This window comes from Buttiauxella cochleicola, from assembly GCF_021282435.1.
In the GTDB taxonomy this organism is placed as follows: Bacteria; Pseudomonadota; Gammaproteobacteria; order Enterobacterales; family Enterobacteriaceae; genus Buttiauxella; species Buttiauxella massiliensis.
This window is the reverse complement of sequence record NZ_JAJSOT010000007.1, coordinates 104,679-129,919: the sequence shown is the minus strand read 5'-3', so window position 1 is coordinate 129,919 and position 25,241 is coordinate 104,679. Positions and strand designations below refer to the sequence as shown.

The 25,241-nt window shown below is 50.0% G+C and carries 21 protein-coding genes; 13 read left to right on the top strand and 8 right to left on the bottom strand.

The genetic code is table 11. From position 1 onward, the window contains the following. Positions 1-5 precede the first annotated feature (5 nt). From pbpC to der, 9 genes are all read left to right on the top strand, one after another. Positions 6-2,327, top strand: a complete 2,322-nt coding sequence (pbpC, locus tag LVQ77_RS16695) for a peptidoglycan glycosyltransferase PbpC (RefSeq protein WP_232905022.1) — start codon at positions 6-8, stop codon at positions 2,325-2,327. 177 nt (positions 2,328-2,504) lie between these two features. Continuing rightward, positions 2,505-2,936, top strand: coding sequence for a nucleoside-diphosphate kinase (gene ndk / locus LVQ77_RS16690; protein WP_064513049.1), 432 nt, complete (start codon positions 2,505-2,507; stop codon positions 2,934-2,936). Positions 2,937-3,112: 176 nt separating this feature from the next. Continuing rightward, positions 3,113-4,279, top strand: coding sequence for a dual-specificity RNA methyltransferase RlmN (rlmN, locus tag LVQ77_RS16685; protein ID WP_151995793.1), 1,167 nt, complete (start codon positions 3,113-3,115; stop codon positions 4,277-4,279). A gap of 441 nt (positions 4,280-4,720) precedes the next feature. After that, positions 4,721-5,737: a cytoskeleton protein RodZ gene (gene rodZ / locus LVQ77_RS16680; RefSeq protein ID WP_232905021.1), complete on the top strand. Its 1,017-nt coding sequence runs from the start codon at positions 4,721-4,723 to the stop codon at positions 5,735-5,737. Positions 5,738-5,774: 37 nt separating this feature from the next. Beyond that, a complete protein-coding gene (ispG, locus tag LVQ77_RS16675; RefSeq protein ID WP_232866109.1) occupies positions 5,775-6,896 on the top strand; it encodes a flavodoxin-dependent (E)-4-hydroxy-3-methylbut-2-enyl-diphosphate synthase in 1,122 nt (373 codons plus the stop codon). Between the two features lie 117 nt (positions 6,897-7,013). Beyond that, positions 7,014-8,288: a histidine--tRNA ligase gene (gene hisS, locus LVQ77_RS16670; protein WP_232905020.1), complete on the top strand. Its 1,275-nt coding sequence runs from the start codon at positions 7,014-7,016 to the stop codon at positions 8,286-8,288. Between the two features lie 36 nt (positions 8,289-8,324). Further along, positions 8,325-8,945: a YfgM family protein gene (locus LVQ77_RS16665; RefSeq protein ID WP_232866110.1), complete on the top strand. Its 621-nt coding sequence runs from the start codon at positions 8,325-8,327 to the stop codon at positions 8,943-8,945. Between the two features lie 10 nt (positions 8,946-8,955). Then, on the top strand, positions 8,956-10,137 hold the full coding sequence (gene bamB, locus LVQ77_RS16660; RefSeq protein ID WP_232866112.1) for an outer membrane protein assembly factor BamB: 1,182 nt from the start codon (positions 8,956-8,958) through the stop codon (positions 10,135-10,137). 122 nt (positions 10,138-10,259) lie between these two features. Beyond that, a complete protein-coding gene (gene der, locus LVQ77_RS16655) occupies positions 10,260-11,765 on the top strand; it encodes a ribosome biogenesis GTPase Der (RefSeq protein ID WP_232905019.1) in 1,506 nt (501 codons plus the stop codon). A 68-nt stretch (positions 11,766-11,833) separates the two neighbouring features. Here der and LVQ77_RS16650 read toward each other — a convergent pair whose 3' ends face one another. Then, positions 11,834-12,445 carry a lysozyme inhibitor LprI family protein gene (locus LVQ77_RS16650; protein WP_232866115.1) on the bottom strand — a complete coding sequence of 204 codons (612 nt, stop codon included), beginning with the start codon at positions 12,443-12,445 and terminating at the stop codon, positions 11,834-11,836. A gap of 298 nt (positions 12,446-12,743) precedes the next feature. On the opposite strand from LVQ77_RS16650, the gene LVQ77_RS16645 reads away from it, so the two are divergent. Further along, positions 12,744-13,664: a transporter substrate-binding domain-containing protein gene (locus LVQ77_RS16645; RefSeq protein ID WP_232905018.1), complete on the top strand. Its 921-nt coding sequence runs from the start codon at positions 12,744-12,746 to the stop codon at positions 13,662-13,664. Here the strand turns inward: LVQ77_RS16645 and eutC are convergent. Genes eutC through eat form a run of 3 tightly spaced genes read right to left on the bottom strand, consistent with a single transcriptional unit; the run spans position 13,656 to position 17,203 of the window. After that, a complete protein-coding gene (gene eutC / locus LVQ77_RS16640) occupies positions 13,656-14,429 on the bottom strand; it encodes an ethanolamine ammonia-lyase subunit EutC (RefSeq protein WP_232866119.1) in 774 nt (257 codons plus the stop codon). The two genes, LVQ77_RS16645 and eutC, sit on opposite strands and share 9 nt — an antisense overlap. Positions 14,430-14,440: 11 nt before the next feature. Beyond that, positions 14,441-15,814 carry an ethanolamine ammonia-lyase subunit EutB gene (locus tag LVQ77_RS16635; protein WP_232905017.1) on the bottom strand — a complete coding sequence of 458 codons (1,374 nt, stop codon included), beginning with the start codon at positions 15,812-15,814 and terminating at the stop codon, positions 14,441-14,443. A 9-nt stretch (positions 15,815-15,823) separates the two neighbouring features. Further along, the gene (gene eat / locus LVQ77_RS16630; RefSeq protein ID WP_232905016.1) at positions 15,824-17,203 is read right to left on the bottom strand and encodes an ethanolamine permease; all 1,380 of its coding nucleotides are present in this window, start codon (positions 17,201-17,203) and stop codon (positions 15,824-15,826) included. A 268-nt stretch (positions 17,204-17,471) separates the two neighbouring features. On the opposite strand from eat, the gene LVQ77_RS16625 reads away from it, so the two are divergent. Then, positions 17,472-17,693: a zinc ribbon domain-containing protein gene (locus tag LVQ77_RS16625; protein ID WP_232905015.1), complete on the top strand. Its 222-nt coding sequence runs from the start codon at positions 17,472-17,474 to the stop codon at positions 17,691-17,693. 3 nt (positions 17,694-17,696) lie between these two features. Here the strand turns inward: LVQ77_RS16625 and xseA are convergent, their stop codons facing one another. Then, the gene (gene xseA / locus LVQ77_RS16620; protein ID WP_232905014.1) at positions 17,697-19,079 is read right to left on the bottom strand and encodes an exodeoxyribonuclease VII large subunit; all 1,383 of its coding nucleotides are present in this window, start codon (positions 19,077-19,079) and stop codon (positions 17,697-17,699) included. A gap of 169 nt (positions 19,080-19,248) precedes the next feature. Here xseA and guaB point away from each other — a divergent pair, with 169 nt between their 5' ends. After that, positions 19,249-20,715 carry an IMP dehydrogenase gene (guaB, locus tag LVQ77_RS16615; protein ID WP_151995780.1) on the top strand — a complete coding sequence of 489 codons (1,467 nt, stop codon included), beginning with the start codon at positions 19,249-19,251 and terminating at the stop codon, positions 20,713-20,715. 192 nt (positions 20,716-20,907) lie between these two features. Then, positions 20,908-22,485 (top strand): glutamine-hydrolyzing GMP synthase, encoded by a 1,578-nt coding sequence (guaA, locus tag LVQ77_RS16610; RefSeq protein ID WP_064513022.1) that lies wholly within the window; start codon positions 20,908-20,910, stop codon positions 22,483-22,485. 72 nt (positions 22,486-22,557) lie between these two features. Here the strand turns inward: guaA and LVQ77_RS16605 are convergent, their stop codons facing one another. From LVQ77_RS16605 to LVQ77_RS16595, 3 genes are all read right to left on the bottom strand, one after another. Beyond that, positions 22,558-23,460 (bottom strand): DHHA2 domain-containing protein, encoded by a 903-nt coding sequence (locus LVQ77_RS16605; protein WP_232905013.1) that lies wholly within the window; start codon positions 23,458-23,460, stop codon positions 22,558-22,560. Positions 23,461-23,498: 38 nt separating this feature from the next. After that, positions 23,499-24,059, bottom strand: a complete 561-nt coding sequence (locus LVQ77_RS16600) for a DsbA family protein (protein WP_232905012.1) — start codon at positions 24,057-24,059, stop codon at positions 23,499-23,501. 64 nt (positions 24,060-24,123) lie between these two features. Further along, a complete protein-coding gene (locus tag LVQ77_RS16595; RefSeq protein ID WP_232905011.1) occupies positions 24,124-25,233 on the bottom strand; it encodes an alkene reductase in 1,110 nt (369 codons plus the stop codon). Positions 25,234-25,241: the final 8 nt, after the last annotated feature.

The window sequence follows — 25,241 nt, the reverse complement described above, 5'->3', positions numbered from 1 at the left end:
GCAAAATGCTAAAGCCATTTCGCTGGCGGCATCGCTATTTCCTGGTGGTGCTGCCAATTATTTTATGTCTGGGGATTTGGCTGGCAGACAAGCTTTGGCCGCTGCCGCTTTCTCAGGCTAATCCCGCTCGAGTTGTCGTCGCGGCTGATGGTACTCCATTGTGGCGTTTCGCTGATGAGAACGGGATCTGGCGCTATCCGGTTACGTTAAACGATGTTTCACCTCGTTATCTCGAAGCCTTAATCAACTATGAAGATCGCTGGTTCTGGGATCATCCGGGAATTAATCCTCTATCGATTTTGCGTGCAGCCGGGCAGGATTTGCTTAGCGGCAAAGTGATTTCCGGTGGCAGTACATTGACGATGCAAGTCGCCCGCTTGCTTGACCCGCACCCTCGTACATTTGGGGGTAAAATCCGCCAGGTTTGGCGCGCTTTGCAACTCGAATGGCATCTATCGAAAGAACAAATTCTCACGCTCTACCTTAACCGCGCACCGTTTGGCGGGACGTTACAGGGAGTGGGGGCTGCCAGTTGGGTTTACCTCGGAAAATCCCCGCAACACCTGAGTTATGCTGAAGCCGCTTTACTGGCGGTTCTTCCGCAAGCACCAAGCCGTTTGCGCCCGGATCGCTGGCCTGAGAGAGCTCAAGCCGCACGTAACAAAGTTCTTATGCGTATGGCTGAGCAAGCCGTCTGGGAGCCACAGCAGGTAAAAGAATCTCTCGAAGAACCGGTATGGCTGGTGCCACGGCAAATGCCGCAATTGGCCCCGTTGCTTTCACGCTATTTGGTGAATCGCAGCAAAGATCAGAAAATAACGACGACGCTCGATGCGCCATTGCAGCGCCAGTTGGAAGAACTGGCACTCAACTGGAAAGCTCAGCTCCCGCCTCGCTCATCAATGGCGATACTGGTCGTCGATCACACCACGATGGAAGTGCGTGGCTGGGTAGGTTCAGCCGATATCACCGATCAAAGCCGTTTCGGGCACGTCGATATGGTGACTGCCATTCGTTCGCCCGGATCGGTGCTGAAACCCTTTGTTTATGGTCTGGCGCTGGATGATGGGCTGATTCACGCCACGTCATTGTTACAGGACGTGCCGCGCCGCTTTGGTGATTATCGGCCAGGGAATTTTGATACCGGTTTTCATGGCCCGGTGAGTATGAGTGAAGCGTTGGTGCGTTCGCTTAATCTCCCGGCAGTTCAGGTGCTAGAAGCGTACGGCCCTAAACGTTTTGCCGCGCAATTGCGGAACATTGGTTTGGATTTGCGCTTCCCGCAAGGCAGTGAACCTAATCTCTCGCTGATCCTTGGCGGCGGCGGTGCGCGTCTTGATCAGATTGTCGCCGCATATAGCGCTTTTGCTCGCCATGGTCGAGCCGCGCAGTTACGTTTACAGCCAGAGCAACCATTAGTCGAACGCCCCTTGATGTCGGCTGGTGCTGCCTGGATTATTCGCCGCATTCTTGCGGGAGAGGCGCAGCCGCAGCCCGATGCCACATTGCCAGCAATCGTGCCTTTAGCCTGGAAAACAGGCACCAGTTATGGATATCGAGATGCGTGGGCAGTTGGAATTAATCCACGTTATGTGATTGGTATCTGGACAGGGCGCCCGGATAGCACACCGGTTGCGGGGCAGTTTGGCTTAGGAAGTGCTGTACCGCTACTTAATCAGGTTAACAACTTACTACAAGCCAGCTCCGCGGTGCAGCAGGCGCTTCTGCCCGTTGATCCTCGTCCGCCGTCTGTTTCCGAAGGGCAAATTTGCTGGCCGGGTGGGCAGAACTTGCCAGCCACAGACCGTAATTGTCGGCGCAGATTAACGGGCTGGTTACTCGATAACAGCGAGCCGCCCACGCTTGAAGCACCGGGCCAGGAGGGGATACAGGGGTTAAGAAAGGTCATCTGGTTAGATGAACAGGGAAAACGCGTGGCTGCTGATTGCTCGGGAGCCAGACAGCAGATTATCTCTTTGTGGCCGCTGCCGCTTGAACCATGGTTACCGATAAGTGAAAGACGTACGGCCCGCTTGCCGGAAGTGTCAGAACAATGCCCGCCCCAGCAGAAAGATGAAGTTACGCCTTTATTGTTGTTAGGGATTCGCGAGGGCGCTATTTTGAAGCGTCTTCCCGGTGAGTTGCGCTTACCGCTTCGTTTAAGTGCTCAGGGAGGACAGGGCGATCGCTGGTGGTTTTTGAACGGTGAACCGGTCAATGGAAATAGTAGCGGAATCGCACTAAATCTGGATAAACCGGGAGCGTACCAGGTTTTGGTTCTTGATGAAGCTGGGCAGATTGCCGCGGCTCATTTTGTATTGCAGTAGAGCGTTAGTCTAATTTTTAGGCGTTTGCATTAAAAATGTTGCCGATATTCATCTTATTTTAAAAAAATGTTACCCGCATCCATAGGCAACGCGAGACTTGCTCATTATAATCGGCGCCAAATCATAACCGGTTATCCCTACAGGGTCCGGGCAAACAGAACAGACACAGAGGTAATCATGGCTATTGAACGTACTTTTTCCATCATCAAACCAAACGCGGTGGCAAAAAACGTTATTGGTAATATTTATGCTCGTTTTGAGTCCGCAGGGTTTAAGATTGTTGGCGCAAAAATGCTGCACCTGACTTCTGAACAGGCTCAGGGTTTCTATGCTGAGCACGAAGGCAAGCCTTTCTTCGACGGTCTGGTTGCATTCATGACTTCCGGCCCAATCATGGTTAGCGTACTGGAAGGCGAAAATGCCGTTCAGCGTCACCGTGACATCCTGGGTGCAACCAACCCGGCTAACGCTTTGGCTGGTACTCTGCGTGCAGATTACGCTGACAGCTTCACCGAAAACGGCACTCACGGTTCTGATTCTGCTGAATCTGCTGCGCGTGAAATCGCTTATTTCTTCGCGGAAGGCGAAGTTTGCCCACGCACTCGCTAATAAGCATTAACTGTTAAGCGACAGTTACATTTTATTTGTATGTACGTCGCTTTCAGCCATGGCTTCTGTGCCATAGAATTTGTACAATGCTACGCCCCGGATGAGCTTGCTCTTCGGGGCGTATCTTTTTAACCCACCTGGGGCCGTAACGTGTAACAACGAGGCCGGAAGAAATTATGTCAGAGCAAATTGTCACTCCTGAGACACCAGTTTCAGTCGTTTCCAACAAGTCCGAAAAAATTAACCTGTTGGACCTTAACCGCCAGCAACTGCGTGAGTTCTTTGCCGAAATGGGCGAAAAACCATTCCGCGCCGATCAGGTCATGAAATGGATGTATCACTATTGCAGTGATGACTTCGATGAAATGACTGACATCAACAAAGTGCTGCGTAACAGACTTAAAGAAGTCGCTGAAATCCGCGCTCCTGAAGTTGCCGAAGAACAGCGTTCTGCCGATGGCACCATTAAATGGGCAATCCGCATAGCTGACCAGCTCGTTGAAACGGTGTATATCCCTGAAGAAGACCGCGCCACACTGTGTGTTTCTTCACAAGTTGGGTGTGCTCTGGAATGTAAATTCTGCTCAACAGCTCAGCAAGGCTTCAACCGTAACCTGCGTGTTTCTGAAATCATTGGTCAGGTATGGCGTGCGGCGAAAATTATCGGCGCGCAAAAGAAAACTGGCGTACGTCCTATTACCAACGTCGTGATGATGGGCATGGGTGAACCGTTGCTGAATCTCAACAACGTGGTTCCAGCAATGGAAATCATGCTTGATGACTTTGGTTTCGGGCTTTCCAAACGTCGCGTTACGCTTTCTACTTCAGGTGTGGTTCCGGCGTTGGATAAGTTGGGCGACATGATTGATGTGGCATTAGCCATTTCTCTGCATGCTCCGACCGACGAAATTCGCGACCAGATTATGCCAATCAACAAAAAGTACAACATCGAGACTTTCCTGTCCTCTGTGCGTCGTTATCTGGAGAAATCCAACGCCAATCAGGGCCGTGTCACTGTGGAATACGTTCTGCTGGATCACGTCAACGATGGTACTGAGCATGCGCATCAATTGGCAGAATGCTTGAAAGATACGCCATGTAAAATTAACTTGATCCCATGGAACCCGTTCCCTGGGGCACCATATGGCCGTAGCTCCAACAGCCGTATCGACCGTTTCTCAAAAGTATTAATGAGTTACGGCTTCACTACCATCGTGCGTAAAACGCGTGGCGATGATATTGACGCGGCTTGTGGTCAGCTGGCTGGCGAAGTGATTGACCGCACCAAACGTACGTTACGTAAGCGTATGCAAGGTGAACCTATTGATGTTAAAGCAGTCTGATAAACTATTGCGCTAGTCAGATAAGAACCCTGTGGCAGTGATGCTGCGGGGTTCAAAAAACACATAGTTATATCTTGCAGTTATGCAAGTTTGGCTAGTGACTTTAAGATTAATAATTACGGTGCGTTTCACCGTACTTTAAGGCAGTATGTAACGGTACAACAATAGTTTAGGCGCATCTATTTAAGCCATCGCTGGTCGCAATTGACTGACAACATTAAAAATGGTGTCTATGGTTAACTCATCAGTGATTAAGTCGTTCACAAAATGCAGCATATTTATGTGAACAAGTAGTTTGAGCTGAATGTTATGTTGTCTGGAGTTTTACCTTCCAGAACACAGATTTGTTTCGCGAAGCGGGAGAGCGTGGTCAAGCGGAAACGCTGTGCTACAAGACTCCTGCCTAATTCCTCAATCGAACAGTCCCAGCAATTGTAGCTAATGAATACTGAAGCCACTCACGAATCAAATGCAGAAAAAACCACGGGTGAACGTTTACGTGTTGCCCGTGAAGAACTCGGTCTTAGCCAACAAGCCGTGGCCGAACGCCTGTGCCTGAAAGTTTCTACCGTTCGGGATATTGAAGATGACAAGGCACCTGCCGAGTTAGCGTCTACCTTCCTGCGTGGTTATATCCGTTCTTATGCACGTCTTGTGCGTATTCCGGAAGAAGAACTGTTGCCAATGATGGAAAAACAGGCACCTATCAGGGCTGCTAAAGTGGCTCCGATGCAAAGTTTTTCACTGGGGAAACGCCGTAAGAAACGTGACGGTTGGCTGATGAGCTTTACCTGGCTCGTGTTGTTTGTCGTTGTCGGCCTGACAGGTGCATGGTGGTGGCAAAACCACAAAGCGCAGCAGGAAGAGATTTCGACTATGGCCGATCAATCTTCAGCTGAACTTTCTGCCAGCAACAGCAACTCTCAGTCAGTACCTTTAACTACCAGCGATTCATCTACTGCTGATACTTCTGCACAGCAACCTGTGCAGACTCCAGCGGCATCGCAGCCTGCTCCAGTGACTGACTCAGCATCAAATCAGGCTCCGGCAGCAACGGCTCAGCAAACCACTACAGCGGATTCTTCCGCAGTAGTGGCACCAAGCCAGGCACCTGTAGATAATGCGCAAGCCACTGCAACACCAACGGCTCCGGCGCAAAATGCCGCACTCCCTACCGATCAGGCTGCTGTGACTACGGCTCCTGCAGCTGACCCGAATGCATTAGTGATGAACTTTAACGCCGATTGCTGGCTTGAAGTGACTGACGCAACCGGCAAGAAATTGTTCAGCGGTATGCAGCGTAAAGATGGCAATTTGAATTTAGCCGGTCAGGCACCGTATAAGTTGAAAATTGGTGCTCCAGCTGCGGTTCAGATTCAATTCCAGGGTAAACCTGTCGATTTGAGTCGCTTTATCAGAACTAGCCAGGTTGCACGTCTGACAGTAAGTGCTGAATAATCGCAGCCAGCATGACGCGTAATTGTGGAGATTTATAATGCATAATCAAGCCCCAATTCAACGTAGAAAATCCAAACGGATCTACGTAGGGAATGTGCCAATCGGCGACGGGGCACCGATCGCCGTTCAGTCTATGACCAACACCCGTACTACGGATGTTGAAGCTACTGTTAACCAGATTCGAGCCTTAGAAAGAGTTGGGGCAGATATCGTTCGTATATCCGTGCCAACGATGGACGCAGCAGAAGCGTTCAAGCTCATCAAACAGCAGGTCAACGTCCCGTTGGTCGCTGATATCCATTTTGACTATCGTATCGCCCTCAAAGTTGCTGAGTATGGCGTCGATTGCTTACGCATCAACCCTGGCAACATTGGCAACGAAGAGCGTATTCGCGCCGTTGTAGATTGTGCCCGGGATAAAAATATTCCGATCCGTATCGGTGTTAACGCCGGATCGCTGGAAAAAGATCTGCAAGAGAAGTATGGCGAGCCAACGCCCCAGGCGTTGTTAGAATCAGCGCTGCGTCATGTCGATCATCTGGATCGTCTCAACTTTGATCAGTTCAAAGTGAGCGTAAAAGCCTCCGACGTTTTTCTGGCGGTTGAATCCTATCGTTTACTGGCTAAGCAAATTGATCAACCGCTGCATCTTGGGATCACCGAAGCTGGCGGCATGCGTAGCGGATCAGTGAAATCGGCGATTGGCCTCGGCTTACTACTTTCCGAAGGCATCGGTGACACGCTGCGCGTATCACTGGCTGCCGATCCGGTTGAAGAGATCAAGGTCGGTTTCGACATTCTGAAATCTTTGCGAATCCGTGCTCGCGGTATTAACTTTATCGCCTGCCCAACGTGTTCACGCCAGGAGTTCGATGTTATTGGTACCGTGAACGCTCTCGAAGAGCGCCTGGAAGACATCATCACGCCAATGGATGTTTCAATTATTGGTTGTGTGGTGAACGGGCCGGGCGAAGCGCTGGTTTCCACTTTGGGCGTGACCGGTGGCCACAAAATGAGTGGTTTCTACGAAGACGGTGTGCGTCAGCGCGAGCGAATGGATAACGAAAACATGATTGCGCAGCTTGAAGCGCGTATTCGTGCCAAGGCTTCCATGCTTGATGAATCGCAGCGGATTAGTATCCAGCAGTTGGAAAAATAGAGCGAAACATGGGAAGCATTCGGCTTCCCGTGTATGATTGAACCCGCCAGACGTTTTGCTAAAGCAAGCAGTCTGATTTCGGGTTCATTTTTTGTATAAATTCGGTAGAGAATAAACGTGGCAAAAAACATTCAAGCCATCCGCGGCATGAACGATTACCTGCCTGGCGAAACCGCCATTTGGCAGCGCATTGAAGGCATTCTGAAACAGGTGCTCGGCAGCTACGGTTACAGTGAAATCCGTTTGCCGATTGTAGAGCAGACCCCGTTATTCAAACGCGCAATCGGTGAAGTGACCGACGTGGTTGAAAAAGAGATGTATACCTTTGAGGACCGCAACGGCGATAGCCTGACTCTGCGTCCTGAAGGCACCGCGGGCTGCGTGCGTGCCGGTATCGAACATGGTCTTCTGTACAATCAGGAACAGCGCTTGTGGTACATCGGGCCGATGTTCCGCCATGAGCGTCCGCAAAAAGGGCGTTACCGCCAGTTCAATCAGCTGGGTGTCGAAGTATTTGGTCTGCAAGGGCCAGATATTGATGCTGAGCTTATCATGCTGACTGCTCGCTGGTGGCGTGCATTGGGTATCGACCAGCACGTAAGTCTGGAACTGAACTCAATTGGTTCGCTAGAAGCGCGTGCTAACTACCGTGATGCGCTGGTCGCGTTCCTGGAGCAGCATAAAGAGAAGCTTGACGAAGATTGTCAGCGTCGCATGTACAGCAACCCATTGCGCGTACTGGACTCTAAAAATCCTGAAGTTCAGGCTCTGCTGGATGATGCGCCGACGCTTGGCGACTATCTGGACGAAGAGTCCCGTGAGCATTTCGCAGGGCTGTGCCAATACCTGGATGCTGCTGGTATCGCGTATACCGTGAATCAGCGCCTGGTACGCGGTCTGGATTACTACAACCGCACCGTTTTCGAATGGGTGACAAGCAGCCTGGGTTCCCAAGGCACCGTTTGCGCGGGTGGCCGTTACGACGGTTTGGTCGAGCAACTGGGGGGCCGTGCGGCACCTGCTGTTGGCTTCGCCATGGGTCTGGAACGACTTGTTTTACTGGTTCAAGCTATCAACCCGGAATTTAAAGCAGAATCTGTTGTCGATATTTACCTGATATCGTCAGGTCAGGGAACGCAAGCGGCAGCGATGCTGTTGGCTGAGCAATTACGTGATCAGGTCCCGGCTATTAAGCTGATGACCAACTATGGCGGTGGCAACTTCAAGAAGCAGTTCGTCCGTGCTGATAAGTGGGGCGCTTGTGTAGCTCTGGTGCTGGGCGAAACCGAAGTTGCAAGTGGTCAGGTCGTCGTGAAGGATCTGCGCACAGGTGAGCAAACTACCGTTGAGCAAGTAAACGCGGTCGCTCATTTGCAGGCGCTACTGGGTTAATTTCCCCGGTGATAAATCGTTAAGGAGAAGGACTGCGTGGAAATTTACGAAAACGATAACGAACAGGTTGATGCAGTAAAACGCTTCTTTGCTGAAAACGGCAAAGCGCTAGTGGTTGGTGTCGTATTAGGTATTGGCGCACTGGTTGGTTGGCGTTACTGGAACGGTCATCAGGTTGAAAGCTCGATGGCTTCTTCTCTCGAATATCAAACTGTGACAGATGCTGTGCGTGCCGATCAACCTGCAACACTGAGTGCTGCAGAGAAATTCGCTGCCAGCACAAAGAATACATATGGTGCTTTAGCGTCGTTGGAATTGGCTCAGAAGTATGCTGATAACAATGATCTGGCGAAAGCGGCAGCTCAATTGCAGCAAGGCCTGAGCAGCACCAGCGATGCAAATTTGCAGGCGCTGATCAACGCACGTCTGGCACGTATTCAAATACAACAAAAGCAATCTGATGCGGCGCTGAAAACCCTCGACAGCATTAAAGGCGAAGGTTGGGTAGCGATTGTTGCTGATTTGCGCGGTGAAGCGCTGCTCAGCAAAGGGGACAAGCAAGGTGCACGCGATGCGTGGAGCAAAGGCTCACAAACTGATGCTTCTCCAGCCCTGCGCGAAATGATGCAGATGAAAATTAATAATTTGTCGAGCTAAGAGGGACCCGATGCAATTGCGTAAACTACTTGTACCAGGGCTGATTTCTCTGACGCTGCTCAGCGGTTGTTCACTGTTTAGCGGTGAAGAAGACGTGGTAAAGATGTCTCCACTGCCGACAGTTGAAAACCAGTTTGAACCTGAAAAATCATGGAGTACTTCCGTTGGTAGCGGTATTGGTGATTTCTATTCCAATCTGCATCCAGCATGGCAGGACGGCAATATTTATGCCGCAGACCGCCGTGGTACCGTTAAAGCCGTTAACGCGGATGATGGTAAAGAAGTCTGGTCTGTTGATCTGTCTGAAAAGACAAACTTCTACTCCAGCAACCTGCCAGCACTGCTTTCTGGTGGTGTAACAGTTGATGGTGCACACGTATACATTGGGAGTGAGAAAGCGCAGGTTTATGCGCTTAACACCTCTGATGGTAGTATTGCGTGGCAAAGTAAAGCTGCAGGCGAAGTCCTTTCTCGTCCTGTGGTCAGCGACGGTGTAGTTCTGGTTCACACCAGCAATGGCCAGCTTCAGGCATTTGATGAAACTGATGGTGCAGTGAAATGGACCGTCAACCTGGATATGCCAGCACTTTCTCTGCGCGGTGAATCTGCACCGGCAGTAGCGTTTGGTGCTGCGATTGTCGGCGGTGATAACGGTCGCGTTAGCGCTGTGTTAATGAAGCAAGGTCAGCTTATTTGGCAACAGCGTATCTCTCAGGCAACCGGTGCTACCGAAATTGACCGTTTGAGCGATGTTGATACCACACCTGTCATTGTTAATGGTGTGGTCTATGCTCTGGCATATAACGGTAACCTGACTGCACTGGACTTACGTTCAGGTCAGGTGATGTGGAAACGTGAACTGGGTTCAGTAAACGACTTCATCGTTGATGCGAATCGTATTTTCCTTGTCGATCAGAATGACCGCGTTGTGGCTCTGAATGCTGATGGCGGTGTAACGCTGTGGACGCAAAGCGACCTGCTGCACCGTAATCTGACCTCTCCTGTTCTGTACAACGGTTATCTGGTTGTAGGTGACAGCGAAGGGTATATGCACTGGATCAATGCCGACGATGGCCGCTTTGTTGCTCAACAAAAAGTGGACAGTTCTGGCTTCCAGACTGAGCCAGTTGTTGCCAGCGACAAGCTGTTGATTCAGGCGAAAGACGGTACGTTGTACGCTATCAAGCGTTAAATTTGCCTGAAGTATTTTTAAGTGCGAAACGGTTCCGGTAGTCCAGGAGCCGTTTCCTGTTTTTAGAAACGATGTGATTTGACGTCGTTTTAAGATGAATTTTGAGTTATGAGGTTTTAATCATGGTACCTGTGGTTGCGCTTGTCGGGCGCCCTAATGTCGGAAAATCCACGTTGTTTAACCGCTTGACGCGTACCCGAGATGCGCTGGTCGCGGATTTCCCGGGGCTGACTCGCGACCGCAAGTATGGTCGTGCTGAAGTGGAAGGTCGCGAATTTATCGCTATTGATACCGGTGGTATTGATGGCACGGAAGACGGCGTTGAAACGCATATGGCGGCACAATCGTTGTTGGCGATTGAAGAAGCCGATGTCGTGCTGTTTATGGTTGATGCGCGTGCAGGCCTGATGCCTGCCGATGAAGCTATTGCTAAACACCTGCGCTCACGTCAGAAACCTACCTTCCTGGTAGCGAATAAAACTGATGGTATGGACCCTGACCAGGCGGTTATTGATTTCTACTCTCTGGGTTTAGGTGAGATTCACCCTATTGCTGCTTCTCATGGCCGTGGCGTGACAACCCTGCTTGAACACGTTCTGATTCCTTTCATTGACGAAAAAAATCCGCGTGAGCCGGAAGAAGAAATTGATGAAGATGCAGCCTATTGGGCTGCATTCAATGCTAAACATGGCATTGTGTCTGAAGATGACGAGATGGAAGAAGAAGAGGAAGAAGAAGCCTTCAACCCTATCGATTTACCCATCAAGCTGGCGATTGTTGGCCGTCCGAACGTAGGTAAGTCAACGCTTACTAACCGTATTCTTGGCGAAGACCGCGTTGTGGTTTACGACATGCCGGGCACTACCCGTGACAGCATCTACATCCCAATGGAACGTGATGATCGCGAATTCATTCTTATCGACACCGCAGGTGTACGTAAGCGTGGGAAAATCACTGAAACCGTTGAGAAATTCTCGGTAATCAAAACGCTGCAAGCGATTGAAGATGCCAACGTTGTATTGCTGGTAATTGATGCTCGTGAAGGTATTTCCGATCAGGATCTCTCTCTGCTCGGCTTTATCCTGAATAGTGGGCGCTCACTGGTAATTGTGGTCAACAAGTGGGATGGTCTGAGCAACGAAGTCAGAGAGCAAGTTAAAGAGACCCTGGATTACCGTCTTGGTTTTATCGACTTTGCTCGCGTTCATTTTATCTCTGCGCTGCACGGTAGCGGTGTAGGCAACTTGTTTGAGTCTGTTCGTGAAGCGTATGACAGTTCTACTCGTCGCGTAAGCACGGCGTTACTGACTCGTATCATGTCTATGGCTGCTGAAGATCACCAGCCACCGTTGGTACGTGGCCGTCGCGTTAAGCTGAAATATGCTCACGCCGGTGGTTATAACCCACCAATCGTTGTGATTCACGGTAACCAGGTAAAAGACCTGCCAGACTCCTACAAACGTTATCTGATGAACTACTTCCGCAAATCGCTGGATGTAATGGGTACGCCAATTCGTATTCAGTTCAAAGAAGGGGAGAACCCGTTTGCCAACAAACGTAACACCCTGACGCCGAACCAGATGCGTAAACGTCAGCGCTTGATTAAACACATCAAGAAAAGCAAATAATTTGTTGCGGAGATAACCGCTTACGAAAAGTAAAAACCCGGTTTTCACACCGGGTTTTTTTATAACCGTTATTCCTTAATTTGATACTTACTTTGCAGTTCACTCAAACGCTGTTGATAAGAGTCTGCAAGGCATGCGTTTTTATCGTCTTCCTTCCAGCACTCATTTCTTCCTTTAATCCATCCACGCTGCTCGGCTTTAAGCGTTGAATTATTATGGGATTTTACCAGCGCCTGTTTGTAGGTTTCGGTCAATTTAAGATCCATTGCTGATAGCGTGGAGCTTTGGCAGATAAGATCTTCCATGCTGCCTTTAGTTACCGCAGCACAAGAAAATGATGGACCAGCTTTGGCTGGGGTTTTCTTCTGTGCAGTAGGCGCAAAACTCACTTCATCCTCGGCTAAACAGACCCCATGGATACGGTTCGGGCCTGTGAAAGAAATGTCAGGATTACCTTCTGTTGAACGCACAATACTGATAACCGTTTTTCCACTGGTTGCTTCCCAGTAGGATGGGCTGCTCTGTTTAACCGTCGCTTTTTTGCCATCAACCCAAACGCCACCATTGCCGTCGCTGTAGACGCCAGTAGTTTTCCCACAGCTAAAATTGAATGCCTGTGGCGGAGCGGCGAATGAAGCCAGAGGAAGTAGGGCAAGTGCAATGAGAGTGTACTTTTTCATGATCAAACCTTAGGTCAAAGCAGTGATATTTTACTAACGATTATAATATAAAAAGTAAAATAAAATATAATAAGGTCTCATATAATTGTGGTTCTATAACTCATACAATATAAAATCCCACAAAGAAATATCACTTTGTTATTAATGAAACGATAATGCATTCATAACAAAAAAATACAAAATGATGCATTATCTATATCCTTTCTAAACGAGCGGCTTTTAATCACCTGAAAGCTTGCATCATCAAACCTCTCTATGTATTACTTAATAAAAGAGAACACATTAGCGAACAATCAAAATGTTAAAGTCAACACTTGGTCTGATGAAATATGTTGTGATTTTGTTTTTTTCTTTATTTTCATTTATTGTCAGATCAGATGATTCGATAACTAATATTAAAAATAATCACAGCATTACTTTTTCCTATTTGGAGGGTGAGTTTCCATTTTCCTACACACTGGCAGGTAAACCCACGGGTATAGCTATTGATTTATGCAAAAGCGTGGCTGAACATCTTGGGAAGGAATTGGGGGGAAAGCCACTGGAGATTCATTGGATTAAAGTATCTCCAGCCGCACGTTTCCAGTCACTGTTGACTCATAAATCTGATGTTGAATGTTCTAACATAACCAATACCAGTGATCGAAGGCAATTTCTATTATTTTCAATGCCTTATTTTTATGCTTCTACAGCATTTATTTCACATAAAGAGGATCACCTCGGCAGCATCAAAATGTTGTCCGGCCATACTATTTTTGTCACTTCCGGTGATATCGCCGTGGAGGCTGTAGCAAAGTTAAATGTTAGGTTAGGTTATTCGCTTTTTACCCATCTTTCTCAATCGGCAGTATCGGGGTTTGAGGAGATGAAAGTGACTAATAATTCTGTATTTGTTGCTGATGATGTTTTGCTGTATTCGCTCAAGGCTGCAAGTGCAAAACCGGGTTGCTATAATATCTCCCAGGATAATCTTATTGCTGCACAACCATTTGCATTAGCGTTGCCCCGTCAATCAATTACGCTGCAAAAAGCAGTTAATAATGCAATGATGGAAATGTTTTTTACTAACGAATTTGACAAGATTTATAACAAATGGTTTTTATCGCCAGTACCACCGGATAACATTTTAATTAATATGCCGATGCCAGCTCGGTTGAAGCAGGAAATAGCGAAATGGAACGTTCAATATCCGTCGCTGGCCCATAAAAAACTATTCTAAACCGATAAGCGGCTTAATTCTCTGCCGCAAGGCGGGGTTATCGCTTTCATCTTTCAGTTTTACACCAGTTAAACGGCGCAAAAATGCTTGCTCTAGTAACCAGGCGAGTTTAAATGCGCCAGCACAATGACTCAGCCCTTCCGGGCGAATATTAGAAATACAGTTGCGTTCTGACTCCAGTCGTTTGCGCTCTGGTTTCCACGTCAGATACACGCCCAAACTATCAGGCGATGAAAGTCCGGGGCGCTCGCCAATCAGCATTGCTACGGCTTTGCAATTTAGTATCTCACCAATATCATCTCCAAGTGCAACACGCGCCTGATGCGCCAGTACGACTGGGGCAAGCGTAAGCCCAAGCGTTTTTACATAGGGCAGAAGTTCACGAATTAACGCAACAGATTGACGGTGGACCGCATGAGAAGAAAGCCCGTCACCAATCACCAGCAACAGGTCGTAACTTCCAATATTGCTGGTTAGTAGCGTATTCCGACTTCCATCACTCAACTGGCGACCTAAATCGGGCCGGTTCAAATAGATGTGTCTGTCTTCAGCAGCACTCTTAACTGTGAAGGTCATTAGGCCCAATTCGGCTAATTCGTTGCTGATCTCATCACTATGGAATGGTTGATGAACTGCGTCCCTGGCCTGCGCGTGAGCAAGGCCAAAATTCAGCACTTCTTTGGTTGGCAGACTTGCGCCACTGCGTCCAAGTGCGATGCGCGCATCGGTGAACTCCCGCAGCAATGTCCAGGCATCTGAATTCATAAGTTTACCCCTTAAGGGAGAGCGGCCAGCAGTGGATGGTTGATCCCGTTTAAGCGAAGCTGCCCATGAGTATCAATGATCTGCATACGGATCAGCCATTCAGCGAACTCAGGTGCATGTTTAAGTCCCAACAAGCGGCGGACATACAGGGCGTCGTGGAATGAAGTGCTTTGATAGTTGAGCATGATGTCATCAGCATCCGGCACACCGATTAAAAAGGTGAGCCCGGCGTTGCACAGCAGAGTAAGCAAGGTATCCATATCATCCTGGTCCGCTTCGGCGTGATTGGTGTAGCAAACATCACAACCCAACGGCAGCCCCATCAACTTGCCACAGAAATGATCCTCCAGGCCGGCACGAATAATTTGTTTACCGTCATACAGATATTCAGGGCCAATAAATCCTACGACTGTGTTTACCAGCAACGGATTGAAATGACGTGCGACAGAATAGGCGCGGGCTTCGCAAGTTTGCTGATCAACACCATGATGCGCATTAGAAGACAGACAACTGCCCTGGCCGGTTTCGAAATACATCACGTTAGTGCCGAGCGTACCGCGATTTAAACTTAACGCTGCATCGTAAGCCTCTTGCAACAGCGCCAGATTAATTCCAAAACCACTGTTGGCGGCTTCGGTTCCCGCTACAGACTGAAAAACTAAATCTACGGGGGCACCACGTTCAATCAGCTGCAATGTGTTAGTCACATGAGTTAATACGCAGGACTGAGTCGGAATAGCAAAACGGCTGATGATGTCATCCATCATGTAGTTCAGTCGTTCAAGCACGGGCAGGCTATCGCTTGCCGGATTAATACCCACCACCGCATCACCTGCACCGTACAGCAACCCATCGAGCATACTGGCAGCTATACCTTTCAAATCATCGGTTGGGTGATTGGGTTGCAAACGTACGCTGAGCCGGCCAGGTAATCCGATGGTATTGCGAAATTTTGTCGTCACCTGGCATTTGCTCGCTGCCAGGATCAAATCCTGGTTGCGCATCAACTTACTTACTGCTGCTGCCATTTCCGGTGTGATGCCTTTTGCGACGCTGCGTAAGGTCTCGCTATCGGTGGTGTCATCAAGCAGCCAGTCACGAAAATCACCTACGGTTAAATGGCTGATGGTCTTGAAAGCAGTTTTATCGTGAGTATCAATAATCAGGCGGGTGACTTCGTCATCTTCGTATGCAATTAGCGGGTTATCGAGAATTTCACGCAATGGTACGTCAGCCAACGCTATTTTTGCGGCCATCCGCTCTTCAGCTGATTCTGCTGCGATTCCTGCCAGGTTATCCCCGGATCTCGCCGGGGATGCTTTAGCCATTAGCGCCTTGAGGCTGGCGAACCGATAACTGCGATGCGCCAGAGTGGTGTTATACATTTCTCCTCCTCAGGAGATTGCCCGAAGTTGTGGATCCAATGCCGCACGCTCTCGTGCACTCGCTGTGGTTCTGAACCAGATATAACCTGCCAACATCATGGCGGCGAAAATCATCGCCAGTAATGTGTTGTAGTATACCATCGCAGCCAGACACAAGACGGCCATCGCCAGGGCAAAGGCAGGGGCAAACGGGAAGAGTGGGGCTCTGAACGGGCGGATGAGATTTGGCTCGCTGCGGCGCAATTTAAACAGTGCCGCCATCGATGTGATGTACATAACAATCGCGCCAAATACTGACATTGTTACAATACAAGCGGTGAGCGGCATTCCACTGATGGTGATAAGTGAGTCAGAGAAAATAGCTGCGATCCCGACAACACCGCCTGCAAGAATTGCCAGCGTCGGCGTGCGAGTCCGGCTATTAAGTTTGGCGAGCCTTGCCGGTAGATAGCCCGCTCGTGCCAGAGAATAAATTTGGCGGGAATAGCCCATAATAATGCCGTGGAACGAGGCAACTAAGCCGAACAATCCCAGCCAAACCAACATATGCAACCAACCGCTGTTACTGCCAACTACCACTTTCATTGCCTGCGGTAGCGGGTCGTTAATGTTAGCTAGCGTACGCCAGTCGCCGACGCCGCCAGCGAAAACCATCACGCCAATGGCCAGAACAGTCAGAGTGATAATACCGCCGCCAAGTGCGCGTGGAATGGTGCGTTGTGGGTCTTTTGCTTCTTCTGCCGCCATTGAAGCGCCTTCAATGGCGAGGAAAAACCAGATAGCAAAGGGAATTGCGGCAAACATCCCAGGTAATGCCAGCTCGCTGAAACTATTTGAGCCAGCCCAGCCATTGGCCGTGAAATTCTCCCACGAGAAACCCGGTGCTACCACGCCCATAAATACCAGCAACTCGAAGATAGCCAGCAGCGTGACAATTAATTCAAAGGTGGCGGCAATACCGACGCCAAGAATATTGAGCGTCATAAAGATGAGATACGCGCCGCAGGCTATCCACTTAGGATCAATCGCCGGGAATTGAACATTGAGATAGGCGCCAATTGCCATGGCAATGGCGGGCGGTGCGAAAACAAATTCGATAAGCGTCGCGAAACCAGCAATGAATCCTCCGGTAGGCCCAAATGCCCGGTAAGCGTAAGCAAACGGCCCACCGGCATGAGGAATTGCCGTAGTTAGTTCGGTGAAGCTAAAGATAAACGCGCAGTACATTGCGGCAATCGCGATTGCGACAATCAGGAACCCCATCGTTCCCGCCTGAGCCCAGCCATAACTCCAGCCGAAATACTCCCCGGATATCACCAGCCCTACAGCAATTCCCCAAAGACGGAAGCTGCCCAGTGTTCTTTTTAGTGTTGTTGTTTGCGTTGTCATTATTTACTGCCTCGCCATTAGTCACAGTATTTGTAAGGCGATGCAAACAGGATGCCAGAATATAAAATTAAAATTAATCATATAGATAGTGATGTCTGGATGAACAAGACGGGAAGTGTTGAAGTGTGTTGCACTGTTTTGGGGTGCGATATTGTTACATTTGGGAGAGTAGGCGACAAAGAGCGTTAATGATGCTTATTCGCCTGTTTGTCTTTATCATCGAAGACAACAGGCTCAGGCTTTCATTGAAGTGTTGTAAGGAGTGATGATGGAAATTAAATGCCCAGTGTGTGAACAACTGCTACAGCAAACAGACTCAGGTGCGCACTGCGAAAGATGCCAGCAGGAATTTCACCTGGAGGCCCGCTGCCCGGATTGCCACAAACTGTTGGAAGTCTTAAAAGCTTGTGGGGCCGTCGACTATTTCTGCCAGAACGGCCACGGGTTGATTTCAAAAAAACGCGTCGAATTCGTGCCCGTTGCTGACTAAGTTCTAACTTTTCGCCGCAATTTTACGTTTGCGAACAGGTTTCATCGGTGTAATGCCGGTGACCTGGCTTTCCACCCAGCCATCTTCAAGACGCGTAGTGAGCGTATCCCCGGAATGCACCTGTTTGGTTTTCTTCAGCACTTTGCCGTCTGTCGCCGTTGTTACGCTATAGCCACGAGCGAGCGTTGCCAGCGGGCTGACAGCTTCAAGCTGAGCGATAGCGGTGCCAAAGCGCTGCCGGGTATTGTTCAGCTGTGCGGTAACAACCTGCGATAAACGATATTCAAGCTGTTGCAGGCGAGTCTGCGCACGATGGATTCTTGGCTGCGGTTGTTGCTGATTCAAACGCTGCATCAGGCGTTGCTGCAGTTGGGTACCGCGGCGCAGCTTTGCGTCCATTGCGACGGTCAAGCGTTGCTGTAAACGCTCAAGCGTGGTTTGCTGGCGTGCTAAACGCAGTTGCGGATGTTGCTGTTGTAAACGGTGATACAAACGAGTGAAACGCTGCGTGCGTTGGGCGAGATAGTAATCCATCGCCATTTCCATACGCTGCTGGTGGGACTGAATCTGGCGCAATAATTCAAGCTGGTTACGGCTGATAATCTCTGCGGCAGCAGAAGGAGTAGGGGCGCGAACATCTGCCACAAAATCGGCGATCGTGACGTCAGTTTCATGCCCTACGGCGCTAACGACCGGGATCTTACTTGCGAAAATAGCCCTGGCAACGCGCTCATCGTTAAAGCTCCACAAGTCTTCCAGTGAACCGCCGCCGCGCCCAACAATCAGCACATCACACTCTTTGCGCAGGTTCGCAAGTTCGATGGCGCGAACAATTTGCATTGGCGCATCGTTACCCTGCACCGCAGTCGGGTAAATGATCACCGGCAGCGAGGGATCACGACGTTTTAGCACATGCAAAATATCATGCAGTGCAGCACCGGTTTTTGACGTGATGATGCCAACCTGACGGGCAGGCGCCGGCAATGGCTGCTTGTGAATTTGGTCGAACAAACCTTCAACGGTGAGGCGCTGTTTTAATTCTTCATATTGCTGCTGCAACAGCCCTTCACCGGCAGGCTGCATACTTTCAACGATTATCTGGTAATCGCCACGCGGTTCATAAAGCGTGATGGTGGCACGCACCAAAACCTGCTGCCCATGTTGCGGGCGGAAAGTCACTCGCCGATTACTGTTGCGAAACATTGCTCCGCGAATCTGAGCTGTATCGTCTTTAAGTGTGAAGTACCAGTGACCGGAAGCCGGTTGGGTAAAGTTGGAAATTTCACCGCTGATCCAGACTTGCCCCATCTCTTGTTCCAGCAGCATGCGGACCGTCTGATTCAGACGGCTGACGGTAAAAATTGAAGGGGAATTTATCGATGACATGTGAGCCAGATCAAATTTTAAATCAGCGGGTTATTCGGTCAATAGTATCTTTCATATCGTACTTGGCAAGGAGTTTTCTGAAAAAAGTGTGGATGCAATCGATTCCGCTCTGTATAATGCCGCGGCAATATTTTATCTGTTCTCATTCACCCCAGGTTGAGATATTGCCATGCTACGAATCGCTAAAGAAGCACTGACGTTTGATGACGTTCTCCTCGTTCCAGCTCACTCTACAGTTCTGCCTAACACGGCCGATCTCAGCACCCAACTGACCAAAACTATTCGTTTGAATATCCCTATGCTGTCCGCAGCCATGGATACCGTAACGGAAGCCCGTCTGGCCATTGCATTGGCTCAGGAAGGTGGACTTGGTTTCATTCACAAAAACATGTCGATTGAACGCCAGGCTTCTGAAGTCAAACGCGTGAAAAAACACGAAAGTGGTGTTGTTACTGACCCACAGACCGTGTTGCCGACAACCACCCTGCACGAAATTAAAGAACTCACCGAGCGTAACGGCTTTGCGGGTTACCCTGTCGTGACCGAAGGTAACGAACTGGTTGGTATTATTACTGGCCGTGATATTCGTTTCGTTACCGACCTGAGCCAGCCTGTTAGCGTGTACATGACTCCGAAAGAGCGTCTGGTTACCGTGAAAGAAGGCGAAGCGCGTGATGTCGTGTTATCCAAGATGCACGAAAAACGTGTTGAGAAAGCGCTGGTTGTAGACAGCAATTTCCATCTGCTCGGCATGATCACCGTAAAAGACTTCCAGAAAGCAGAACGTAAACCTAACGCCTGTAAGGACGACCAGGGCCGTCTGCGTGTTGGGGCAGCCGTTGGCGCAGGTGCAGGCAACGAAGAGCGTATCGACGCTCTGGTGGCCGCTGGTGTCGATGTTTTACTGATTGACTCCTCTCATGGCCATTCCGAAGGCGTTCTACAACGTATTCGTGATACTCGTGCTAAATATCCTGACCTGCAAATCATCGGCGGTAACGTCGCGACTGCTGCTGGCGCTCGCGCTCTGGCTGATGCCGGTGTGAGTGCGGTTAAAGTGGGTATCGGTCCAGGTTCAATCTGTACCACTCGTATCGTTACCGGCGTAGGTGTTCCGCAAATTACTGCGGTTGCTGATGCTGTTGAAGCACTGGAAGGGACGGGTATTCCTGTTATCGCTGACGGCGGTATCCGTTTCTCTGGTGATATTGCTAAAGCTATCGCTGCTGGTGCATCTGCGGTAATGGTTGGCGGCATGTTGGCAGGGACTGAAGAATCTCCAGGTGAAATCGAACTTTACCAGGGCCGTTCTTTCAAATCCTACCGCGGTATGGGTTCTCTGGGCGCGATGTCCAAAGGCTCTTCTGACCGTTACTTCCAGACTGACAACGCAGCCGACAAACTGGTACCGGAAGGTATCGAAGGTCGTGTGGCGTACAAAGGTCACCTGAAAGCGATCGTTCATCAGCAGATGGGCGGCCTGCGTTCCTGTATGGGCCTGACCGGCTGTGCTACCATCGACGACCTGCGTACCAAAGCGGAATTTGTACGCATCAGTGGTGCGGGCATTCAGGAAAGTCATGTGCACGATGTGACGATCACTAAAGAGTCCCCAAATTACCGCATGGGCTCTTAATTCTTTTCGACCTGATTGCTCGTCATACTTCGAGCTGCAAATGCGTTGGCTGCACTCGCTCACCCCAGTCACTTACTTTTGTAAGCTCCTGGGGATTCACGAGCTTGCCGCCTTTTTGCAACTCGAATTATTTAGAGCCAATGTTTAGGGCGATTTACTTTATCTGTTTCACTTGCCTCGGAATAAGCGTCAATGACGGAAAATATCCATAAACATCGCATACTTATCCTTGATTTCGGTTCTCAGTACACCCAACTGGTTGCGCGCCGTGTGCGTGAGTTGGGCGTTTACTGTGAGCTGTGGGCATGGGATGTCACGGAAGCACAGATTCGTGAATTCAATCCAAGCGGTATCATCCTTTCTGGTGGCCCGGAAAGTACCACTGAGCTGAACAGCCCACGTGCGCCTGAATATGTCTTTACCGCAGGTGTACCCGTGTTTGGTGTGTGCTACGGCATGCAGACCATGGCGATGCAACTTGGTGGCCATGTTGAAGGCTCCAACGAACGTGAGTTCGGTTACGCGCAAGTTGAAGTGAAAACTGACAGCGCGCTGGTTCGTGGTATTGAAGACTCCCTGAGTGCAGATGGTAAGCCACTGCTGGATGTCTGGATGAGCCACGGCGATAAAGTCACCGCGATTCCTTCGGACTTCGTGACCGTTGCCAGTACTGAGACTTGCCCGTTTGCAATTATGGCAAACGAAGAAAAACGTTTTTATGGCGTGCAGTTCCACCCGGAAGTGACCCATACCCGCCAGGGCCAGCGTCTGCTGGAGCGTTTTGTTCTGGATATCTGCGGTTGCGAAGCGCTGTGGACTCCGGCAAAAATTATCGAAGATGCGATTGTTCGCCTGCGTGAACAAGTCGGCAACGACAAGGTGATTCTTGGCCTGTCCGGTGGCGTGGATTCATCCGTTACCGCAATGCTGCTGCACCGCGCGATTGGCGACCGTCTGACTTGCGTGTTCGTAGATAACGGCCTGCTGCGTTTGAATGAAGCAGAGCAAGTGATGGATATGTTTGGCGACCACTTTGGCCTGAATATTATTCACGTTAAAGGCGAAGAGCGTTTCCTGTCCGCGTTGAAAGGCGAGAACGATCCAGAAGCGAAACGTAAAATCATCGGCCGTGTGTTCGTTGAAGTGTTCGATGAAGAAGCACTGAAACTGGAAGATGTGAAGTGGTTGGCTCAGGGCACCATTTACCCTGACGTTATCGAATCAGCGGCTTCTGCCACCGGTAAAGCACACGTCATCAAATCTCACCACAACGTGGGCGGCTTGCCGAAAGAGATGAAGATGGGGCTGGTTGAGCCGTTGCGTGAACTGTTCAAAGACGAAGTGCGTAAAATCGGCCTGGAACTCGGCCTGCCTTACGACATGCTGTACCGTCATCCGTTCCCGGGCCCAGGCCTTGGCGTGCGTGTGCTGGGCGAAGTGAAGAAAGAGTATTGCGACCTGCTGCGTCGTGCTGATGCGATCTTTATTGAAGAACTGCATAAAGCAGATCTCTACAACAAAGTGAGCCAGGCGTTCACTGTGTTCTTGCCGGTGCGCTCTGTTGGCGTGATGGGAGATGGCCGTAAATACGATTGGGTTGTATCACTGCGTGCAGTTGAAACCATCGACTTTATGACAGCGCATTGGGCGCACCTGCCATATGATTTCCTTGGCCGTGTCTCCAACCGCATTATCAACGAAGTTAACGGCATTTCCCGCGTGGTTTACGATATTTCTGGCAAACCGCCAGCAACTATCGAGTGGGAATAATCAGTCGTTAGGTAACAATAATAACTGTCGTTTCTTCATTGAATTAAAGCCCATTTTTTAATGGGCTTTTTTTTATGGTGCAGTCTGGCTGAGTCGAGTGTGCAGCCAGGGGAGCAGCTGTTTTTTGCGACTTAACATTCCGGCGATGGTAACGGGCGCGTTATCGGCAAGTGCCGGGCCAGCAAAATAGAGCCTTGAGCACTCCGTGCTGATATCGGTCAGCATCAAAACAACCAACCCGGCCCCTGATGTGGTGACCCGCAGATCCATGGCTGATTTAAGCTCATCAATCAGCGGCTCCGCCTGCTCAAGAGAATATAATTCGAGTTGTGCGGCGAGGACTTTATTCCCCAAAATATCGAACATTTTACTGTCTTTGTTGAGCAACTCATCCGCGCTCAAGCCGATGATATCTGTCTTGGCCGTCAGCAAATCACGAATGAAATCCTCACGCTCAATTTTTGCGAGAGCACAGAGCTCATCAACGGCCAGGTGGTCGTCTTCAGTGGTGGTCGGTGATCGAAGTGCGACGGTATCACTTAATACGGCACCCAATAGCAAAATGGCTTCACCAGGGGATATCTCACGGCGATGAGCGGGAACCATCAACTGCCATAACAATGTCGCACTGCTGCCGACAGGTTTAATCCAGACTTCAGGAGGGAGTTGAGTGATCAGGCCGCCAAGACGGTGGTGGTCGATAATTCCGACGACATTGCTTTCATTGAGCGAGGCCGGCCCTTGTGCGGGTTCGGTGAAATCAACCAGCCAGACATCTTTGCCGGCAAGAGAATCATTAAGCAGTGGCGGGGGCGTCAGGTCAGCATGGCGGAAAATGTAGACTGTTTCTCTATTTAACTCACCGAGGCGAAACGCCTGAGCATGTTGCCCTTTAATCGTTAGCCAACGCGCAGCCACATAGGCCGTGCAGATGGTATCGCTGTCCGGATTTAAATGGCCAAAGACATGTATCATTTAATCTCTCCTGCTCACAATTCTATGTGCTTCGCGGCTTAAGCTAAAATTCGTTCTGCCCAGACGCTTATATCATCACCGCTGCCGAGATCGGCCTGCACCAGGCCATTCACCATGAAGGTCGGTGAAACATGAATCCCATTCTGGCGGGCATATTTACTGTGCCACTTAATATCATTCTGCAATGCCGGATGAGCAAATGCCTGCGCCAACTGCACGCCGCTATAACGTTCGATACGGTCAATAATCTGCTGCGGAGTAGCATCCATATTTGGCCCGCTGCAATGATCGGTAAACTCAAATTCCTCACGATGATCGGCAACGGCTTGCATCACTTTAAGCGCCGCTTCCCGGCCTTCTGGCAGGGTGGATGCCGCCAGAATACAGCGCACAATCACACCTGAAAACATGTGCCATGGTTGCGACTGAAGGCGAATTTTCACCGTGACGTTATCTTCACCCACTTTTTCCAACAGTGCGCCGAGCTTATTGAAAGCGCGAACTGAGAATGGGCAGGTCGGCTCAAGAAAAACTTCAAATGTACGTGGACCATGACCCAAGACAAGTGGCTGGGCATTCGGTTTTTCGTTTTGACTCATAGCGATCCCTTTATTGTGTTTTCAGCATTGGTATGCGAAACAACTTATCAGATATTGAACGGATTTATACTTCGTCTGAAGACCAGACCGGATAGTCGGTATAACCCGCTTCTTTGCCGCCAAACAGTGCAGCGTGATTGCTAATAGGTGCCAGCGGCAAGTTTGCCTCAAGGCGGCGCGGGAAATCAGGGTTGGCAACAAACGGGCGTCCAAAAGCAACTAAATCGACGATACTCGCTGCCAGATACTTTTCTGCTTTCTCCTGAGTGTAATTCCCCGCCACGATAATGGCACCGCTGAAAGTCGCCCGTAGCGTTTCACGGAATTCATACGGTACCTGAGGTGCGTCATCCCAGTCGGCTTCCGCCAGATGGATAAAGGCAATGCCTTTTTGCTCACACCATGCCGCCAGTGCCAGAATCGCTTCAATAGCCTGCGGGTCGTCCATACCACGTTGGGTAATAAACGGAGCCAGGCGAATACCGGTTCTGTCTGCACCAATGGCATCGCTAATGGCTTCCAGCACTTCTTGCGCAAAACGCACGCGGTTCGCCAGGCTACCGCCGTATTCGTCGGTGCGTTTGTTGGAGCTGCGGCGCAGGAACTGGTCAATCAAATATCCGTTGCCACCATGAACTTCTACGCCGTCGAAACCGGCGTCAATGGCATTGAGCGCCGCCTGGCGATAATCGGCAATCACCTGGCCAATATCGTCGTGCGTTAATTCGCGCGGAACGGGGCAGTCCACCATTCGACCTTTGCCGTCTTCGCCCACGACCCAAACTTGTGCATCCGGCGCTAATGCTGAGGGCGCGACCGGCTTGCCGTCCGCATGGAAACTTTCATGGGACATGCGGCCAACGTGCCACAGCTGCGAGAAGATTTTCCCGCCCACCTGATGAACCGCATCCGTCACCAGGCGCCAGCCGGTAATCTGCTCCGGAGAGTGGATACCCGGCGTCCAGGAATAACCCTGACCTTGTGGCGAAATTTGCGTGGCTTCGGTAATGATAAGTCCGGCACTGGCACGTTGTTGGTAATACTTTGCCATCATCGCGGTAGGGATATTACCTGGCTGCGCGGAACGAGAACGCGTCATTGGCGCCATAACAATACGGCTACGGGTTTCAACTGCTCCTACACGAGAGGCCTCAAACAGGTGACGTGATTTCATTTATTCGA